The organism is Prevotella sp. P6B1 (assembly GCF_000702825.1).
Classification (GTDB): Bacteria; Bacteroidota; Bacteroidia; order Bacteroidales; family Bacteroidaceae; genus Prevotella.
This window is the reverse complement of record NZ_JNKF01000011.1, coordinates 283480-301254: the sequence shown is the minus strand read 5'-3', so window position 1 is coordinate 301254 and position 17775 is coordinate 283480. Positions and strand designations below refer to the sequence as shown.

Below are 17775 nucleotides of genomic sequence, written 5' to 3'. Positions count from 1 at the left end.
ATCTAGTGTCTTTGTGCGTTATTTCAACTCTTTATTAATCTGTTCAATATAATCTAACACTTCGTCGCGGCCCTGCTTCTTCTCCGATGATGTCACGAAGATAGGCGGCAGCTCCTCCCACGTCTCGCTCAGCACCTTCTTATAGGCAGTCAGGTTCTGCAGCACCTTCGAGGCACTCAGCTTGTCAGCCTTGGTAAAGATGATGGCAAAAGGCACGCTACTGGTACCCAGCCACTCGATAAACTCCAGGTCGATTTTCTGTGCTTCGAGACGGATATCGATGAGCAGGAACACATTAACCAACTGCTCGCGCTGCAGGATATAGCCATTGATCATCTGCTCCAGCTTCTGCACCTCTTTCTTTGAGCGCTTGGCAAAGCCATAACCAGGCAGGTCGACCAGGTACCACTCGTTGTTGATGATAAAGTGATTAATGAGCAGAGTCTTTCCTGGCGTAGCACTGGTCTTTGCCAGATTTTTCTTGCCCGTCAGCATATTGATCAGGCTCGACTTACCCACGTTCGAACGACCGATGAACGCATACTCGGGCTTGGTATCCTTCGGACACATCGACTCCATCGGAGCACTCAGTGTAAATTCTGCTTTTTTTATTTCCATTATATATATCAATTTTGGGTGCAAAGATACGAAAAGTCGAGAGCAAAACAAAAGAATTCATTCTTTTTTTTGCCGAGACGGAGTATCTTCGCGGTTTTTAGCGCAAAGATACGATTTTTTTTTCGAAAATGTTTGGTGGTTCGCCAAAATATACTTACCTTTGCATCGATTTTTCTAATCAGTGCTTCCGTTCGCGAAGCATTTCCACAAGTTTTTTTTCCAGAAATCAACGTAATTAAGTACATATTATATGTATACAAAAGAAGAATTAGAATCTATGGACATACCCCAGTTAGTGGGTATTGCCGACGAATTAGGTATCAAGGTATCGCCCGACGATCAGCTCTCTGATGTGGTTTATGCCATTCTCGACCGAGCAGCTGAGAATAGTGCCAGCGCAGCCGATGATGCCCCCAAGCGTAAACGCACACGTATCGCTAAGAAAGACACCAGTAAGGTTTATACCGTAAAAGGCGAGGACGGCGAGAATCTCGACTCCAAGTCGAACCGTACACGCAAGAAGGCAGAGCAGCCATCGCTCTTTGCCGACATGCCCGCTGCCCCTGCTGCCGAGCCAGAAGCCGAGTCCAAGCCCAAGAAGCGTGGTCGCAAGAGTAAGGCTGAGAAGGAAGCCGAAGCGGCTGCAGCCCTTGCAGCCCAGCAGGCCGCCGAAGCAGCGCAGCAGAGCGCGCCCGAGGCCGACAACTATGCTGATGTAGTGCCCGAGGCAGCCCAGTTTGCTACGAATGCCGACGATGAGGCTACACCTAACGCCATCGAGCAGCTGCGCGAGAAAATGTCACAGAATAAGGCCGTAGCACCCGAGGAGGAAGCTGTCGAAGAGCCCGCCGAAGGTATGGAAGGTGCCGAAGGTATGGAAGGCTTCGACGACGCAGATGAGGTTGACCCTCTGACCGACGAGGTAGATGAAAACGGCGTATGGATGGGCGATCCAGGTGATGGTACCGACTTTATCACCGTGATCGATATCCCCATCGAGGACCAGAGTGCCATCCCTACCCTCGACATGTTCGATCGTCCTGTGGTACCAACAGCCACCGAGGCTCCTATCATCAACCGCACGGTACCTACCGCCCAGCCCCGTTTCGATTTCGCCGACCTGATCAAGGCCAACGGCGTACTCGAGATGCTGGCCGATGGTTACGGTTTCCTCCGTTCAAGCGATTACAACTATCTGTCATCACCCGATGATGTATATGTATCACCACAGCAGGTAAAGAAATACGGTCTGAAGACCGGCGACGTGGTAGAATGCAACGTTCGCCCACCACACGAGGGCGAGAAGTTCTTCGCCATGACCGACGTGATGAGTATCAACGGCCGCGATCCCGGTGAGGTGCGCAACCGTCTGGCTTTCGAGCACCTGACACCACTGTTTCCCGATGAGAAGTTCATTCTCTGCGGCGACCGTGCTACCACCAACCCCAGCACCCGTATTGTCGATCTCTTCTCACCTATCGGTAAAGGTCAGCGTGCCCTCATCGTGGCTCAGCCAAAGACCGGTAAGACCGTGCTGATGAAGGATATCGCCAACGCCATTGCCGCCAACCATCCTGAGGCTTACATCATGATGCTGCTCATCGACGAGCGCCCTGAGGAGGTGACCGACATGGCACGTACCGTCAATGCCGAGGTGATTGCTTCAACCTTCGACGAGCCCGCCGAGCGCCACGTGAAGATTGCCGGTATCGTGCTCGAGAAAGCCAAGCGTATGGTTGAGTGCGGTCACGATGTGGTTATCTTCCTCGATTCAATCACCCGTCTGGCCCGTGCTTATAACACCGTAGCTCCTACATCAGGTAAGATCCTGACCGGTGGTGTGGATTCTAACGCCCTGCAGAAGCCTAAGCGCTTCTTCGGTGCCGCCCGTAACATCGAGGGTGGCGGTTCGCTCACCATCATCGCTACTGCACTGGTTGATACCGGTTCTAAGATGGACGAGGTGATCTTCGAGGAGTTCAAGGGTACTGGTAACTCTGAAATCCAGCTCAACCGTCAGCTCGCTAACAAGCGCATCTTCCCAGCTATCGACCTCGTGATGTCGTCAACACGCCGCGACGATCTGCTGCTCGACGATACCACACTGAACCGCATGTGGATTATGCGTAAGTTCATTGCCGACATGAATCCTATCGAGGCGATGAGCACCGTACGCGACCGCTTAGTAAGCACCCGTAGCAACGAGGAGTTCCTCCTGTCGATGAACGGATAAAAGATGAAGAAAATTCTTTTCGTTTGTCACGGCAACATCTGCCGCAGTCCGATGGCAGAGTACGTGATGAAATACTTAGTTGAGCAGGCGCAGCTGGCCGATCAGTACATGATCGAGTCAGCTGCCACTTCTACCGAGGAGATTGGTAATCCCGTCTATCCCCCAGCCCGCCGCAAGCTGGCCGAGCACGGCATCCGTTGCGATGGTCACGCCGCCCGTCAGATGACCCGCGCAGACTATCATCGCTTCGACCTGCTGGTAGGCATGGACGAGTGGAACATCCGCAACATGACCCGCATAGCCGGCGCCGATCCCGAAGGCAAGATTGTGAAGCTGCTCGACCTTGTGCCCGCCACCGACCGCCGCCATGGCTGCGACGTGAGCGACCCATGGTACACCGGCGACTTCGAAGCCACCTGGCAAGACGTGCTCGAAGGCTGCCAAGCCCTGCTCCACAAATATTTTTAATCAAAAACTTGTAATATTCAAGTTTTTGATTTATCTTTGCAGCAGGATTATTAAAAAAGAAAGGATGAACAATGACAATACTCAACGATTATCATCGCAAAGTAACGATGGAGAAGAAGAAGTCGGTGGCCTATTGGCAGCAGCATCCGATTTCGCACGAGGCGTGCTTGAGTCAATTCAAGCGCTTGCGGGAACAACGGCTTGCAAGGGAGTCCAAATTGCAAGATTAAAAGACTGGGCTATAGCCAACCATTGCTGGCTGAACAAAGATTCGCTTGGTACATTTTCTGATCGAGGTTCCGAAAATGAGGTCTATGCCTCACTTGATAGCAAATATGTATTTAAGCTAAATGATTTCAGATATTCTGATGATAATCTTACTCAATTCTTTTATCGTATCACTATTCACAATCAGCTATTTCCAGATTGCGGATATTCTTTTTTAGGCCTTGCTGAAAATCGTGATGGGAAAGTTTGTGCCGTTCTTCGCCAGCCATTCATACTATCACCTACCGAAGCAAGTCTAGAAGAAATCAATACAGAACTGGAATGCCTTGGTTTTCATAAAGAAGATGACGGCTTTTTTACCAATGGCAATTATGACATATTTGATGCAGTACCCAACAACGTACTGAAAGGTAATGATGGACACCTATACTTCATCGATACCATCATCTACGAGTCTGGTACAGGTGGCCGCGAAACCTACAACAGCCTCTCCCCCCGCGCCAGCAAAGTTTAAAGTATCTTCCACCTATGCTTATCCTAATAAAAGGTAAGAACACAGGTGGAAGAGTATATAAATGAACTTTTAGATATATCGCTTTGCAGCCTCTATTAATTGTGTCTTAAATTTGTAGATATCGTCCAATTTCTCTAATGGTTTCATTACTTCATTCTTATTTTCGTCAATAAAGCCTATGCGCAAATTGCTCAAGTTATTGAAATGAAGTCTACAAATAGGTCTACGATTATTATCATCGGCAAATATGGCAAAATAAGACTGAGAATCGCGGTAAGTGACACGCTCTGACGCAATGACTTCGCAAACAATACTTTTAACAATATAATAGCCTTCCATTTCTTCGACAGTTGTGACTATCTTCGAAGATTTGTCGTCTATTGTCTGCTCTCCTTCTTCTTTTTGCTCATCGATGGCTGCCGGCGCTGAAGTTTTGATAGGTGCTCCTGCAGCCTCGGTTGCTTTGATGGCTATACCGAGTTTCTCACTCATAACATCATTGATATGACTCTTTAATGCACGTTTGACGATATCGGTAAACTGGTCAAGCACTTTCTGCGTAACAATACCTTCGTATACTCGCTTAGTAAGCATCTTCACGAAGTCGGCCGATGGCTCATCAAACTCAGAACGCACCACCTTTTTCACCTCTGACATGTACTTCAGTTCATTAGCACTACTCAGGATGTTATCCAGATCAAAATTCTCCTTGCAAAACTTTTTAACCTCTTCGATCTGAGCCTCTCGTATTTTTTCAAGATTGATTTCAAGGAAAGGGACATCGTCCATAATATTTTCCTTTATCAAATCGGCATAAAATCTGTAAACGACGCCATTAGTCAGTACGCCAAACTTGGCCTTTGATGCTACATAATAGCGTTTCAACTGATTATCATGCAAGTTTAAGTCCTGTTTCCAGTGCTTGCACTCAATCAGCATGATTGGTGCCCCATCTTTCATAATAGCATAATCAATCTTCTCGCCTTTCTTTTTTGCTATATCGCAATCCATCTCAGGCACCACCTCAAGTGGATTAAACACGACATAGCCAAGAATCTGGATGAACGGCATAATAAATGCATTCTTTGTAGCCTCTTCTGTAAGGATCGAATCCTTAAGCGAAGAGACACGTTCTGCCAGTTGCATAATTGAATCTTTAAAGTCCATAGCCTTATAGTTTGTCAGCTCTATCCTCTCAGTCCCTCAGAAGATAATCTTATTTAAACGTGAAGCGTGGAACTGTATACACTTCCCTGTTCTGAGGTCCTGAGAAAACCCGATGTGAGAGAGTGACAACGTCCACGCTATCGCATGGAAGCTATCATGATCTCTTGCCACATTTTGAAATTTCTCAGGTTTCAGAACGCAAGATGAGCATAACGCTTCTTTCTTTATTTTCCACAAAAGTCGCACCAGCACCTCCACCGAGGCTAATGCCAATGTTCAAGGGGCAAAGATACAAAATAATCTCTGATTTCTAGCAAATTAGAAGAGAAAAATTAGGAAAAAGTAGTTTTTTTGTTAAAAAGTGATACAAATTATTACTTAATACTTGGCCATTCCAACGATTATTCGTAAATTTGCGTACCATAACAACAAAACATAAATTTTATATATTACTCTATATGCGAACCTCACTTCAGATAGGAAACTCTCATGAAGAAAGAATGGAATTGATTTTAAATTTCATTCTTGAATTTGATGTCAACAAACTTCTGTATGCCATTAATGGGAAACAACTCAGAGAAGACGAAATCATCAGTTTAACGGCGGATATAAGAGATTACCATAATAAACTGAGAAAGCAGAAGAATTATCTTTTCGAATTCGGCAAAACATTTAACAAAGAGTATACAACCGACAACAATAAGTATTTTGATACGAATGTTAAGATTTCAAGAAAGATGCGTAGTGGCCTGACAGGTTTTAGAGACAAGATCTTTAAACCATTTGTCAAGGTAACTCGAAAGAATCCTCCTAAAGATTCTGCAACACCACAGCTACAAGACCGATCAATGATTAATACGCGCTCATATTCTGCCGATTTGTTCGGACTAAGTAGTTATCCTCCATGTGTAAAGGAATTGTTTACCGCAATGATTGAGTTCTACGAAGATTTAGATGACTGCATTTCGGAGGGTATGCGAATTCTGCAGGAAGAGAAACAAAAAAAGCAGGACAAACGATATTGCTTAGAGCGTCTAATAGCTGCTTGTGAAAAAAGCAGAAAGGCTCAAATGCATATTATCAAAGCTGCCCAAGATGAACCTAAGCTAAAAGAGGCCCTATTAAATTCTGCAGAGCTTACAGGCACCTCACAAAATCCTGTTCTAAATGCTTTCAAAAAAGACTCAATGTCCGAGATGTTTGCTGCAGCGTTCTTTCACAACTGCCTTCCATCAGATATTGGAAAGATCACATTATATAAGACATGCTGTGAATCCGGAAACGACGCTATGATGATGATGGCCATAACATTGTTTGGAGACAATAAAGACAAGATAAAACGCATCAACTATATTATCGCTCATTTTGATTCACTACTGCCAGATATTTGCAAACGCAGTAAGATACCTGCCTATAAATTATATGTCTTTATGGAATGGTGTGATTGCGTCATGGGAATAGAGTCGTTTCTCAACTACTTCAACAAGTACTATAAGGAACATGGAGGCAAATGGGATACTATAGGCAAGTCAGCAATAAATGGCGCTAAAAATAGACCGATAAAAAACAAAAACAGTAACAATAAGGTTGACTATGATAGGGAAAAGAAAGAAATGCTCAATGCAATTAATGACCTATTATCAAAATATATGAGTTTACCAGCATCAGCATAAGCACATTTCCGGATTGCCTGTATACACGAGCCTTCTGAGAGGTTCGTGTTTTTTTGTATGTATTTCGTGTTTTTATTTCTATACACCAAACTACTTTTCTTATACACGAAACTATCATTGTATTGCACAAAACAGCTTAAATTCGATTATCGCGCGACTTAAATATACACATTAATAGACACATAAAAAACAGTTTATTTCTGCTATTCTTCGTACCTTCGCTGTGTCATGACATACCAGCGGAGGCACGCAATGCCAACCGAGCACGGGCCGCTGGACTGCCGGGGGCCATTAACCCAATTGCCCGCACTAAGCCACCCGACAGCGTGCTAGTGATGGGACGCTAATACTTTATATAGTATGGCAAATTTGACAGACCTTCTACAGAAGGTTTACGACCAGGCGAACCGTGGTCTGGACATCATTGTCGGCGTATGCCCTGAGGCTGCCGACGCAGTTGCTAACAAGCGTAACTTCCGACTCCGTCCGGACGAGCGCACACCGTCGGCCCACCTCTATCCGCCAAAGGATAGCGGCGACTGCTGGCACGTAAAGGACTATGGCATGGGCGAAGGCGAAGGGTTCTTCTCGCCCATCGACCTCTACATGTGGGATTGCGGCTACACGCAGAGTCAGTTTGCACTGGCAGTGCAGGAACTGGCCGAGAAGTATGGCGTACAGGAGGAACTGAAGCAGAGCATCAACAAGCCCGAAATCGTGAAGCGCGATGCCCTACCCTGCGAACTGGGCAAGCCGGTAAGAATCACCTATCAGGACGACTTTACCGCCGCCGATCTGGCCACATGGGGGCCCCGTGTAAAACCGGAACACCTCACAGCATTAGGCTGGCACCCGGTGAAGGCCATCGCCCGCACCACCGATGGCGTCACCACCATCAAGAAGGCTACCGACACCTATCCTATATACGCGCAGGAGTGCCCGTATCAGGATGGTCAGGGCAACATGCGCATGTTTCAGAAGGTGTATGAGCCCAAGAACGCCAACAAGGCCTACCGCTTCAGCATCATCGGCGAGAAACCGCAGCACTACATCTTCGGTATGCAGGCCTTGCGCCACAAGTTCCAGGAGCAAGGCGAAGAGAAACTCGACGAGGTGGTACTGGTGAGCGGTGGCAGCGATGCCGCCAACTGCTTGAGCATGGGCTACCAACCCGTATGGCTGGGCAGCGAAACCGAGGAACTGCAAGAGGCCGACTACACGCTACTGATGAAGTATGCCAAGCGCATCGTCAACATACCCGACATCGACGATACCGGCATCAAGGTCGGCAAGCGACTGGCACTCCGACTGCCTGGCATCTACACCGCCTGGATGAACAATAGCGACATGCACCTGCTGCACGACAACCGAGGACGACTGCGCAAGGACCTGAAGGACTACCTCCAGCTGAACCCTCACCGCAGTGATATGAAGCGACTGATGGACCGTGCCCACCGTGCGCAGTTCTGGACGGAACGCACCACCAAGCAGGGCGACAAGGAGTACACCATCAGCCACACAGACCTCGACTATTTTCTGGAGCTGAACGGTTTTTATACGCTCAAGGACGAATCGCGCAACGAGCCTCAGTACATCCGTATCGATGGCATCGTGGTGCAAGCTGTAACCGCCAAGGCCATCGTGGGCTTCATGAAGCAATGGATGGAGCAGCAGGCACTGCCAGCAGCCCTGCAGGACCGCGTGCTGCGCAGCCACGACCTGCCCACCACCAACCACAGCACGCTACGCGAGCGCGACAATCTCGACTTCGGCAAAGGCACCGCCACGGCCCAGTACTTCCACTTCCGCAACTGCTGGGTGGAGGTAACAGCCGACAAGATCACCACCCATCGATACACCGATGCCACCAACCACTACGTATGGGCCGACAACATCATCCAGCACGACTATCGCCCCACCGCCGATATGTTTACGGTTACCACCGACGACGAAGGCCGCTATAGAGTGGGCATCAGCGAGGGTGCCGAACAGTGCAACCTGCTGAAGTTCCTGGTCAACTCGTCGCGCCTGTACTGGCGCAAGGTGGATGAGGGCGGCCTACCACTCACGCCCGAGGAGGATGCCGACGAGCACCTGTGCCTGGCCAGCCGACTGGCCAACATGGGCTACATGCTCACCAGCCACAAGTCGGAATCAGAAGCCTGGGCCACCATCTGCCTCGACAGCACGATGGCCGAGAATGTGGATGAGTGTAACGGTCGAAGCGGCAAGTCGTTCTACATCAGCGCCGTAAGCAAGATGGTGAAGACCTTCAGCATCGATGCCGGCAACACCTCGTTCAAGGACCCACGATTCATCTTCGACGGCGTAACGAGCGACACCAACCTGATATTCCTCGATGAGTGTCCGCGCAAGTTCAACTACAACTTTGTGTATGGTCTGGTGACAGGCGACTTCCGTGTAGAGGAGAAGAACAAGCACTCGTACGTCATCCCCTTCGTACAGAGCCCCAAGTTCGCCATGGCCACCAACTTCACGCTCTCGCGCCACGACCCTTCGACCGAAGGACGTATCTGGCCTCAGCCATTCAGCGATTACTATCACGTGAAAAGTCAGCAGAACGACTACCGCGAATCGCGCTCCATCCGCGACGATTTCGGCCAGAACCTGATGGGCACCGAGTATAGCGAGCGCGACTGGCAGCTCGACCTGGCCCTGATGACGCAGTGCGTACGCTTTTACCTGTCGCTATCGGCTGGCAGCCGCAAAATCATGCCGCCGCTAACCCGTATTGAGCGCCGTGAGCAGATGGCTGCAGTAGGAAAAGACTTCCACCAGTGGGCCGAGGAATACTTTGCCGAGGATGGTGGCAATCTGGACCGCGAACTGAAAGCCGATCAGGTACTGAGCGACTTCAATCGCGAAACCCAGTTCGGCTGGTCGCCCAAACGCATGAAGCAGCACCTGGATGCCTACTGCCAGCTGGCAGATCATATCCACTGTCTGAATCCAGCCAGCATCACTCAGAAAGCTACAGATGGCGAACGCTGGGTAAAGCGAGATGAAGGTGGCAACGTGAAAACCATCTACTACGTACAATCCCAGAAAGCAGCCATAGCCGATGCAGAAAAGGCTGCAGCAGAGCAAACCATCCTGCCGTTCTGACACAGAACGTCATCCACCTCGAAAAGCCTGCCCCCATGCCATTAATCGGGAGCAGGCTTTATTTTGTTGCAGATGCACATGTAGCACATCATCCTCACTGCTCAGCACCTACCTTATATATTTTATTGTTAACCCCTGATTTTCCTACTTTAAAGTGCTACAAGTGCTACAAACCCATAAAATAACATATAATAAACTGAAGATGAGACACTTAAGGATTGTTGCACTTCTGTAGCACTTCAGTTGCAGATGTGCTGCACATTGATAACTGCAACGCGATGGCGTATTTCCTACGATGCGTCGTAGCAATTGCCGGAACGCATTGGAAAACGACAGAAAAAATAACTTTTTTATCGAAAAAAGTTGCCAAAATATTTGCAAAATACAAAAAATTATTGTATCTTTGTAGCGTAAATAAAGAGGTAAAACCTCACAATCAACGGCTGTTAATCAGCCATAAGTCTAACCATTTAAATATCTTTACACTATGGCTTTAAAAGTAAAAGCACGTGAGAAACTGCTGAAGTTCTCAAAAGATTCAGAAGGCGAGTATCGCTATGTGATGCAGCCTGAGTTGTATTCCGCTCTTGCCAAGGAGAAAGTGATTCACGAAGCCGCTCTGCGTAGCGGTGTGAGCGAAGGCGTGATGAAGGCCTGCTGGGATGCCGCCGGCGAGGTGATCAAGGCATGGCTGCCCGAGGGTCACAGCATTCCCATCCCCGGCTTAGGCTCTGCACGCTTCAGCCTCTCGGCCAAGACGGTGGCCGACGTGAACGAGGTGAAGTCGAGCCTCATCAAGACGCGCCGCATCATCTTCACTCCTGCCGTGGAGCTGAAGGACGAACTGAAGTCGACTGCAGTCATCATCACCTGTTACGACCGCGAGGGTAACGTGGTGAAGCGTGTCACCTCTACCGATCCCGGTGACATCGAGGATACGGAGAGCGGCAACCAGAGCCAGTCGTCCGGCGAGGGTCAGAACACTGGCGGCAACAGCGGTCAGGGCACTGGCGGCGGCAATGGTGGCGGCGGCAACCCTAACCCCGATGGCAGCAGCGAGGATTAACCCTGAGGGGGGCATCGAGGATTAGCCTCGGTGCCCCTCACATCTATTGAGAGAGTTGGCACGGTATTTGCAAATGCTATGGCAGAACATTCATAAATTAAGTATATACAATTATGCAGAAAGGTAACATCGGGGTTACAACCGAGAATATTTTCCCCGTCATCAAAAAGTTTCTCTATAGCGATCACGAGATATTCCTCCGCGAGATGGTATCAAATGCCGTCGATGCTACACAGAAGTTGAAGACACTGGCCCAGCAGGGCGAATACAAGCAGGAGCTGGGCGACCTGACCGTACGCGTAAGTCTGGATACCGACAAGGGTACCATCACCATCAGCGACCACGGTATCGGCATGACCGAGGAGGAAATCGACAAGTATATCAATCAGATTGCCTTCTCGGGTGTTACCGACTTCCTCGAGAAGTATAAGGACAATGCCAACAACATTATCGGTCACTTCGGACTTGGTTTCTACTCAAGCTTCATGGTTGCCAAGAAGGTTGAGATTATCACCAAGAGCTGGAAGGAAGGCTCGAAGGCCGTGAAGTGGAGCTGCGACGGTAGCCCTGCCTACGAGATTGACGATGCCGAGCGCGCTGATCACGGTTCGGACATCATCCTCTACGTAGATGACGACTGCAAGGAGTTCCTCGACAAGTTCAAGCTCGAGGGCCTGCTCAACAAGTACTGCAAGTTCATGGCTGTGCCCGTGGCCTTCGGCAAGAAGACCGAGTGGAAGGACGGCAAGCAGGTTGATACCGACGAGGATAACATCATCAACAGCGTGGAGCCTCTGTGGACTAAGACCCCAAGCACACTGAAGGACGAGGACTACAAGAGCTTCTACCGCACACTCTACCCCATGAGCGATGAGCCTCTGTTCTGGATTCACCTCAACGTGGATTACCCATTCAACCTCACCGGTATCCTCTACTTCCCAAAAATCAAGAATAACATCGAGCTGCAGAAGAACAAGATCCAGTTGTACTGCAACCAGGTTTTCGTGACCGACCAGGTAGAGGGCATCGTACCCGAGTTCCTCACCCTGCTCCATGGTGTGATCGACTCACCCGATATCCCTCTGAACGTAAGCCGTTCGTACCTGCAGAGCGACCGCGAGGTGAAGAAGATATCTACCTATATCACTAAGAAAGTGGCCGACCGCCTGAAGGCTATCTTCACCGAGAACCGCAAGGAGTACGAGGAGAAGTGGGACGACCTGAAGCTCTTCATCAACTACGGCATACTCTCAGAGGAAGGTTTCTACGACCGCGCCAAGGAGTTCTCACTCTTCAAGGATACTGAGGGCAAGTACTTCACCTTCGACGAGTATAAGACACTGATCGAGGCCAACCAGAAGGATAAGGACGACCAGCTGGTATATCTCTACGCTACCGACAAGGAGGAGCAGTACAGTTATATCAAGGCCGCTCAGGACAAGGGCTACAGCGTGCTGCTGCTCAACGGACAGCTCGACGTGCCCACCATCCAGACACTGGAGCAGAAGTTTGAGAAGAGCCGTTTCACACGCGTCGACAGCGATATCATCGACCGTCTGATTGTGAAGAGCGACGCGCCTAAGAGCGAGCTGAGCGAGGAGCAGAGTGACAATTTGTCAGCCGTATTCCGCACACAGCTGCCAAAGATTGAGCACACCGAGTTTATGGTTCAGGTAGATGCACTTGGTGCCGAGGCCCGTCCGGTAGTGATCACTCAGAATGAGTATATGCGCCGTATGAAGGAGATGAGCCGATTCCAGCCTGGTATGAGCTTCTATGGTCAGATGCCCGACTCGTTCAACCTGGTACTGAACTCAGACCACCCACTGGTGAAGAAGGTGCTCGACGAGAGCAGCGCTGCTACCGAGGAGGCGCTGAAGCCTATCGTAGCCGAACTGAAGGGTCAGGAGGCACGTCTGGCTGCCATCCGTGCCCAGCAGGATAAGAAGAAGTACGACGAGCTGACTCAGGACGACAAGGATATGAAGTCTGAGGCCGAGAAGGCTGTTCAGGAGCAGAAGGACAAGAAGCAGGCTGTGATTGCCGACTATGCCAAGGGCAACTCGGTGGTTCACCAGCTCATCGACCTGGCACTGCTACAGAATGGTATGCTGAAGGGCGAAGCTCTCGATCAGTTCTTGAAGCGAAGCGTAGAACTGATCAAGGGCTAAATAAGCCCTATTCCTGAAGCGTTCAGTTGATCTGATTAAATAAACAGAATAAGCATAAAGAAAGCTCCCAAGTAACGTTGGGAGCTTTTTTTTATTTGGGAACTTCGAGAACCACGCGGCAGCCTTCGTGATAGTCGGCATCGAATATCAGATCGCCACCTAAGTTCTTGGCATGTCGCTTGGCCAGCGGCAGACCTAAGCCCAAGCCTTCCGAGAGGTCGCCCTCGCGTACGAACGGCTTGAAGATCAGCTCGTCGGCATCGATCGACAGGCCCGGACCAACATCCTGAACAATGAAACGCACCTTCTTCTCGTTCTGCGTAATGGTCAGTTTCACATGCTGGCCGTCGGTGTACTTGGCAGCATTATACAGCAGCTCGCGCAGCGTGCGCATCAGGTACAGATGGTTGGTGAGGATATGCATGGTATCGGGCAGGATGGTATCCATCTGGATCTTGGCATCGGGGAAGTGGCTCATGGCATGCCTGATACACTCGCGCGCCACCTCATTACATGCCACCTCATCCTTTCGGTTACTCATCAGCGTCTCATCCAGATCGGTTTCCGAGGCATCGAAGAGCATCAGCACCATGCGACTCATATTCACCGCATTGCTCTTCATCATCGAGGTCACATTGCTCATTTCAACCTCGCTCATAGCGTTCTTATCCCCAGCACTCTCGCGCAGCACGTTGGCAAAGCCCAGAATCACATTCAGCGGCATGCGCATCTGCTGGGCCACATGCTGTATGAACAGATTCTTGCGCTTCACGGTCTCGTCGGCCAGCGCCTTCGACTTCTCCAAGGCATCGTTGTGCTTACGAATCTCATCAGTGTCCTTACGGAGCTTACCCATACGCTGGTTCAGCGAGTGTTGCATATGTGCGAAACTGTTCTGCAAACGGCCTATCACACCCATTTTGGTGGTTATCGGAATCAGTTCGTCGTACTTGCCGTCGGCTATCTGCTGCGTATTGTGCAGCAACCCGTAGATAGGCTGGATGGTCTGCTTCACCAAACGGTTGCAGAGCCATACTATCAGCAGCAGGCCGATGATGATGATTGCCGCAATCACATAGCCCATGTGGTAGTAGCTCGTCAGGGTATCGCCCACCGGACATACCAGCGCCAGGCTCCACTTGGTGCCAGGCACCGGGCGATAGCACACATAATACTCGCGCCCGTCATACGTGGCACGCATATCGCCATGCTTGCCCGCTGTCATCTCATAGCCCAACGTAATCATATCCGGATTACGATGCGGGTCGGCATCAGAGAATATCGACTTGCGGAATACACGCACCGTATCGGGATGTATCAGATAGCGACCATCTTCAGCCAGCATCATGAAATAGGCATGCGGGAATGGGCGGTCGCCCTTATTGAGATTACTGGCCATGTCGCTGATAGAGAGATCGACCGTTAGCACACCCATCATACGACCACTGTGATGGCGAATGGGCTGGCAATAAGTGGCGATGGCCTGCGTATGATCCACGGCAATCGAGCTCTTCTCGGCAAACGGATCCACCCAGCAAGCCTTACCGGTCCTGACAGGTTCGGTGTAGCACGCCCTATGGAAATAATCGTAGTCGGGCTCGATATACGACACAATCGAATCGCCACCATAATCCTCGGTGTAGATAGAGAACCTATGGCCATACTCCGGAAACTCGTCGGGCAGCGCATAGAACGAACTGCTGACAACTGGCGCATTCAGGCGCACAATGCGGTTGGATACCGATTTCAGCGAGTCGGAACGCAGATTCTCCTCCAACATCCAGGCATTGGAGTTGGCCGAGGTCTCGACAATACTCATATAGTTGCGTACACGGTGGAGCGCTGTGTTCAGATAACTATTGGCCGATGCCATCGCCTTCTCACGGATAAGATAGCGCGACTGCAGGAACAACGTGCCTATCGACAGGATAAAAATGGGCGCCGCCATCAGGATGATGCGCATACTGAGCGAGCGCGAAAGACGATGATGCTTACTCATGGGCAGCCTCCTTTCCTGATTCGGTTTCGATAAAATGCGCCATGTGGGTCAGCAGGTCCAACACCGCCTCGCTCTTCTGCTGGATATTCTCCACCTGCTTATCTACTTCTTCACGGTCGATGTCGTGATAGTTATTACAGAGGGTAGTCACACTGCAGTCGATACTCTCGGTAGGCACCGTCATCTGGTTGGTCATGTAGTGCAGGAACGAAGTCTTCATTCTATCAGTCTCCTCGGTCTTGGCCAGGGCTGTACGCAAGGCATCATTACGCCGATGCAGACGGTCGGTAGCCTTCTCGAGGGCGTTGACCTCATCCTGCAACGATCGCTTCATCTTGCAGAAACGGTTCTGCAGATCGCCAATCTCGTCGTCACGATCGGTCTCGCTTATCATCACGTTCAAATCGCCATTGGCTATGCGCTGCGCCGAGTCGGTAAGCAGGCGCAAAGGCCGCAGCTGGCGGTGAAAGCTCCAGGAACTCAGTCCGAGGAACAGCAGCACGCCCACGATAGCGATGGCAAACACCAGATAGAGCAGTATATTATGCATGCCGAAGATATCGTCGTCGGGATAAACCACACCTACACTCCAGCCTAACGTGCCCTCGCCAGCAGCACGCCCCTCCACTTCGGCACGCTTAAACGGCTTGTAGAATACACACCAGTTACGATCGTCCCTCGTAAAGAACTTCACGCCGGTCTCGCCTGCAATCATCGACTCAAGGGCCTCGAGTGTACTGGTTCCGTAACCAGCCTCCATCTGACTGAACGCCATGGGCAGCGACAGTTTGTCAGCATCGGGATGGACGATAAACGATCCGTTGCGCGCCAACAACACACAGTAGCCATTCTGCGTAGGCTTGGACGAAAGCACTATCTTCGACAGCATGGATATCGACACATCGACACCAATCAGTCCCACGCGCTCGCCCTGCTTGTTATAGAAAGGCAGGCAGAAGGTGACCAGCGCCTCGTTCTCGGTATCCTCGCCCTTCAACGGGTTGGTCCAGCCTACATAACCCGTCTTCATCGGTTCGGTGTACCACACCTGCTCGGTGTAGGGACGGTTGGTAAACTTATCGGTAGTCACCAGGTCCGACTTGGCATCGGTCGAGAAACCTCTGCGATGCACATAGACCATAAACAGGTCCTTGCCAGGGAAATAGCCTGGCTTATAGGCAATGGCACAGCCCACCACGTTGGGATTACTCTTCACCATCTCGCGGCAGTAAGTATATACGCGGCTGGAATCATCCACATAATTCAGCAGGTCGTACCACATATTACCCGCTGACTGCTCTACGCTCAGCAGGATATTATCAATGTCCTGCACGGTGCCTTCAAGCGTCAGTTCGGCATCGTGCATGGCCTCGCCGCGCAGCTCTCTGTGCGAGATATACGCCATAGCGCCCAGCGTGAGTGCCAACAACAGCACAATGCCACCAAACACCTGCAGGTTCAGTTTGTACCTATTACTTTTCATCCTTGATGTGTTTTGTTGTCAGCCACACAGCCACAATACCCAGCAGTCCTAACAGACTCAGGCCCCAAGCCATATACACGAATGGTTTCTGCAGGTCGCTCTTAGGGATAACCACAGCCAGCGTCCAGTCGATACCTTCTATCGGGCCATAGTACACCACCGACTCCACATTGTCGATCGTCATCTCAACCACACCGTTCTCCCGCTGCTCCAAACTGCTGAGCAGCTGCTTGTCTTCGATGATAATCTTCTTGTCCTGTGGATGCGCCAGGCAGGTGCCGTCCTTATCCAGCACTACCGAATAGAAATCAAAGTTACGCATCAGGCGATACGTGTTGACCAACGGAGCATGCCGACAGTAGTCATCAATCTTCGCCAACACCTTGGCTACCCAGTCAAAGGTGATATCGGCACCACATACACAGGTCAGCTTGCCCTGCTCATCAAACAACGGGGTCACAAACGTGCAGTAATGACCGCTGATGTTGGTGCCATCATAATAGTAGTAAGGCTCCGACCAGAACGACATCTTCAGATCCTTGGCACGGACGTACCACGTCGACTTGGTATAGTCGTGGCGTGCAGAGCCCACCTGACTCATCTCGAACTTGGTACTGTCGGTATGATGGATATACGGCTCGAACCACGTGCCTTTTGAGGGGAAGAAACCTGGCTCGAAAGCGGCGAAATAGCCACGCACATCGGGGTTCAGATTCGACTCACTCTCAAGCGCAGCAATCACACTCTCGGGCGAATCCATGTGTTTCTCCACCTCGTTGAACACATTAGTAGCACTCATCTCCAAGGCCTTGATGGTACGGGTCAGCTGGGCAGTAATCACACTCTGCATGCCTGCATAACGCACAGTAGTTTCAGCTTTCATGGCAGAACTGAAAGCCCAGTATGCCAATCCCACCACTATCAGAATAATGGCTGATACGGCCAACAATACATTCCATCTCTGCCTCTTGGCATCAGTTTTAGATTCTTGTTTCACGGTCGGTATATTTATGTCCTCGTTAGATGTAA

At 50.2% G+C, this 17775-nt stretch carries 12 protein-coding genes; 7 read left to right on the top strand and 5 right to left on the bottom strand.

Annotation, left to right across the window (positions count from 1 at the left end):
• Positions 1-18 precede the first annotated feature (18 nt).
• Complete coding sequence (gene yihA, locus T495_RS0105370; protein WP_033147886.1) at positions 19-618, bottom strand: ribosome biogenesis GTP-binding protein YihA/YsxC; 600 nt, start codon at positions 616-618, stop codon at positions 19-21.
• Between the two features lie 250 nt (positions 619-868).
• On the opposite strand from yihA, the gene rho reads away from it, so the two are divergent.
• The 3 genes from rho to T495_RS0105350 all read left to right on the top strand — a co-directional run bounded on the left by rho (position 869) and on the right by T495_RS0105350 (position 4061).
• Entirely contained in the window at positions 869-2851 is a 1983-nt protein-coding gene (gene rho, locus T495_RS0105360) for a transcription termination factor Rho (protein ID WP_033147884.1), read from the top strand.
• A gap of 3 nt (positions 2852-2854) precedes the next feature.
• Entirely contained in the window at positions 2855-3319 is a 465-nt protein-coding gene (locus tag T495_RS0105355; protein ID WP_033147883.1) for a low molecular weight protein-tyrosine-phosphatase, read from the top strand.
• A gap of 64 nt (positions 3320-3383) precedes the next feature.
• Positions 3384-4061, top strand: a complete 678-nt coding sequence (locus tag T495_RS0105350) for a hypothetical protein (protein ID WP_051651866.1) — start codon at positions 3384-3386, stop codon at positions 4059-4061.
• Between the two features lie 69 nt (positions 4062-4130).
• Here T495_RS0105350 and T495_RS0105345 read toward each other — a convergent pair whose 3' ends face one another.
• Positions 4131-5228: a type I restriction endonuclease gene (locus tag T495_RS0105345; protein ID WP_033147882.1), complete on the bottom strand. Its 1098-nt coding sequence runs from the start codon at positions 5226-5228 to the stop codon at positions 4131-4133.
• A gap of 500 nt (positions 5229-5728) precedes the next feature.
• Between T495_RS0105345 and T495_RS0105335 the strand changes: the two genes are divergently transcribed.
• The 4 genes from T495_RS0105335 (at position 5729) to htpG (ending at position 13264) form a co-directional block, all read left to right on the top strand.
• Positions 5729-6901 carry a hypothetical protein gene (locus tag T495_RS0105335; RefSeq protein WP_155993462.1) on the top strand — a complete coding sequence of 391 codons (1173 nt, stop codon included), beginning with the start codon at positions 5729-5731 and terminating at the stop codon, positions 6899-6901.
• A 360-nt stretch (positions 6902-7261) separates the two neighbouring features.
• A complete protein-coding gene (locus T495_RS0105330; RefSeq protein WP_033147879.1) occupies positions 7262-10027 on the top strand; it encodes a hypothetical protein in 2766 nt (921 codons plus the stop codon).
• A 487-nt stretch (positions 10028-10514) separates the two neighbouring features.
• Positions 10515-11093: a DNA-binding protein gene (locus tag T495_RS0105325; RefSeq protein WP_033147878.1), complete on the top strand. Its 579-nt coding sequence runs from the start codon at positions 10515-10517 to the stop codon at positions 11091-11093.
• Positions 11094-11206: 113 nt separating this feature from the next.
• A complete protein-coding gene (gene htpG, locus T495_RS0105320; protein ID WP_033147877.1) occupies positions 11207-13264 on the top strand; it encodes a molecular chaperone HtpG in 2058 nt (685 codons plus the stop codon).
• A gap of 91 nt (positions 13265-13355) precedes the next feature.
• Here the strand turns inward: htpG and T495_RS0105315 are convergent, their stop codons facing one another.
• Genes T495_RS0105315 through T495_RS0105305 form a run of 3 tightly spaced genes read right to left on the bottom strand, consistent with a single transcriptional unit; the run spans position 13356 to position 17743 of the window.
• Positions 13356-15263, bottom strand: a complete 1908-nt coding sequence (locus T495_RS0105315; RefSeq protein ID WP_033147876.1) for an ATP-binding protein — start codon at positions 15261-15263, stop codon at positions 13356-13358.
• Positions 15256-16746: a cache domain-containing protein gene (locus T495_RS0105310; RefSeq protein WP_033147875.1), complete on the bottom strand. Its 1491-nt coding sequence runs from the start codon at positions 16744-16746 to the stop codon at positions 15256-15258. The genes T495_RS0105315 and T495_RS0105310 overlap by 8 nt, the downstream gene beginning before the upstream one ends.
• Positions 16736-17743 (bottom strand): hypothetical protein, encoded by a 1008-nt coding sequence (locus tag T495_RS0105305; protein ID WP_033147874.1) that lies wholly within the window; start codon positions 17741-17743, stop codon positions 16736-16738. Before T495_RS0105305 ends, T495_RS0105310 begins: the two co-directional genes overlap by 11 nt.
• Positions 17744-17775: the final 32 nt, after the last annotated feature.

Coding starts and splice junctions, on each gene's coding strand:
- T495_RS0105325 (WP_033147878.1), top strand. CDS start 10,515: ATGGCTTTAAAAGTAAAAGCACGTGAGAAACTGCTGAAGTTCTCAAAA.
- htpG (WP_033147877.1), top strand. CDS start 11,207: ATGCAGAAAGGTAACATCGGGGTTACAACCGAGAATATTTTCCCCGTC.
- T495_RS0105315 (WP_033147876.1), bottom strand. CDS start 15,263: ATGAGTAAGCATCATCGTCTTTCGCGCTCGCTCAGTATGCGCATCATC.
- T495_RS0105350 (WP_051651866.1), top strand. CDS start 3,384: ATGAACAATGACAATACTCAACGATTATCATCGCAAAGTAACGATGGA.
- T495_RS0105355 (WP_033147883.1), top strand. CDS start 2,855: ATGAAGAAAATTCTTTTCGTTTGTCACGGCAACATCTGCCGCAGTCCG.
- T495_RS0105345 (WP_033147882.1), bottom strand. CDS start 5,228: ATGGACTTTAAAGATTCAATTATGCAACTGGCAGAACGTGTCTCTTCG.
- T495_RS0105330 (WP_033147879.1), top strand. CDS start 7,262: ATGGCAAATTTGACAGACCTTCTACAGAAGGTTTACGACCAGGCGAAC.
- rho (WP_033147884.1), top strand. CDS start 869: ATGTATACAAAAGAAGAATTAGAATCTATGGACATACCCCAGTTAGTG.
- T495_RS0105310 (WP_033147875.1), bottom strand. CDS start 16,746: ATGAAAAGTAATAGGTACAAACTGAACCTGCAGGTGTTTGGTGGCATT.
- yihA (WP_033147886.1), bottom strand. CDS start 618: ATGGAAATAAAAAAAGCAGAATTTACACTGAGTGCTCCGATGGAGTCG.
- T495_RS0105335 (WP_155993462.1), top strand. CDS start 5,729: ATGGAATTGATTTTAAATTTCATTCTTGAATTTGATGTCAACAAACTT.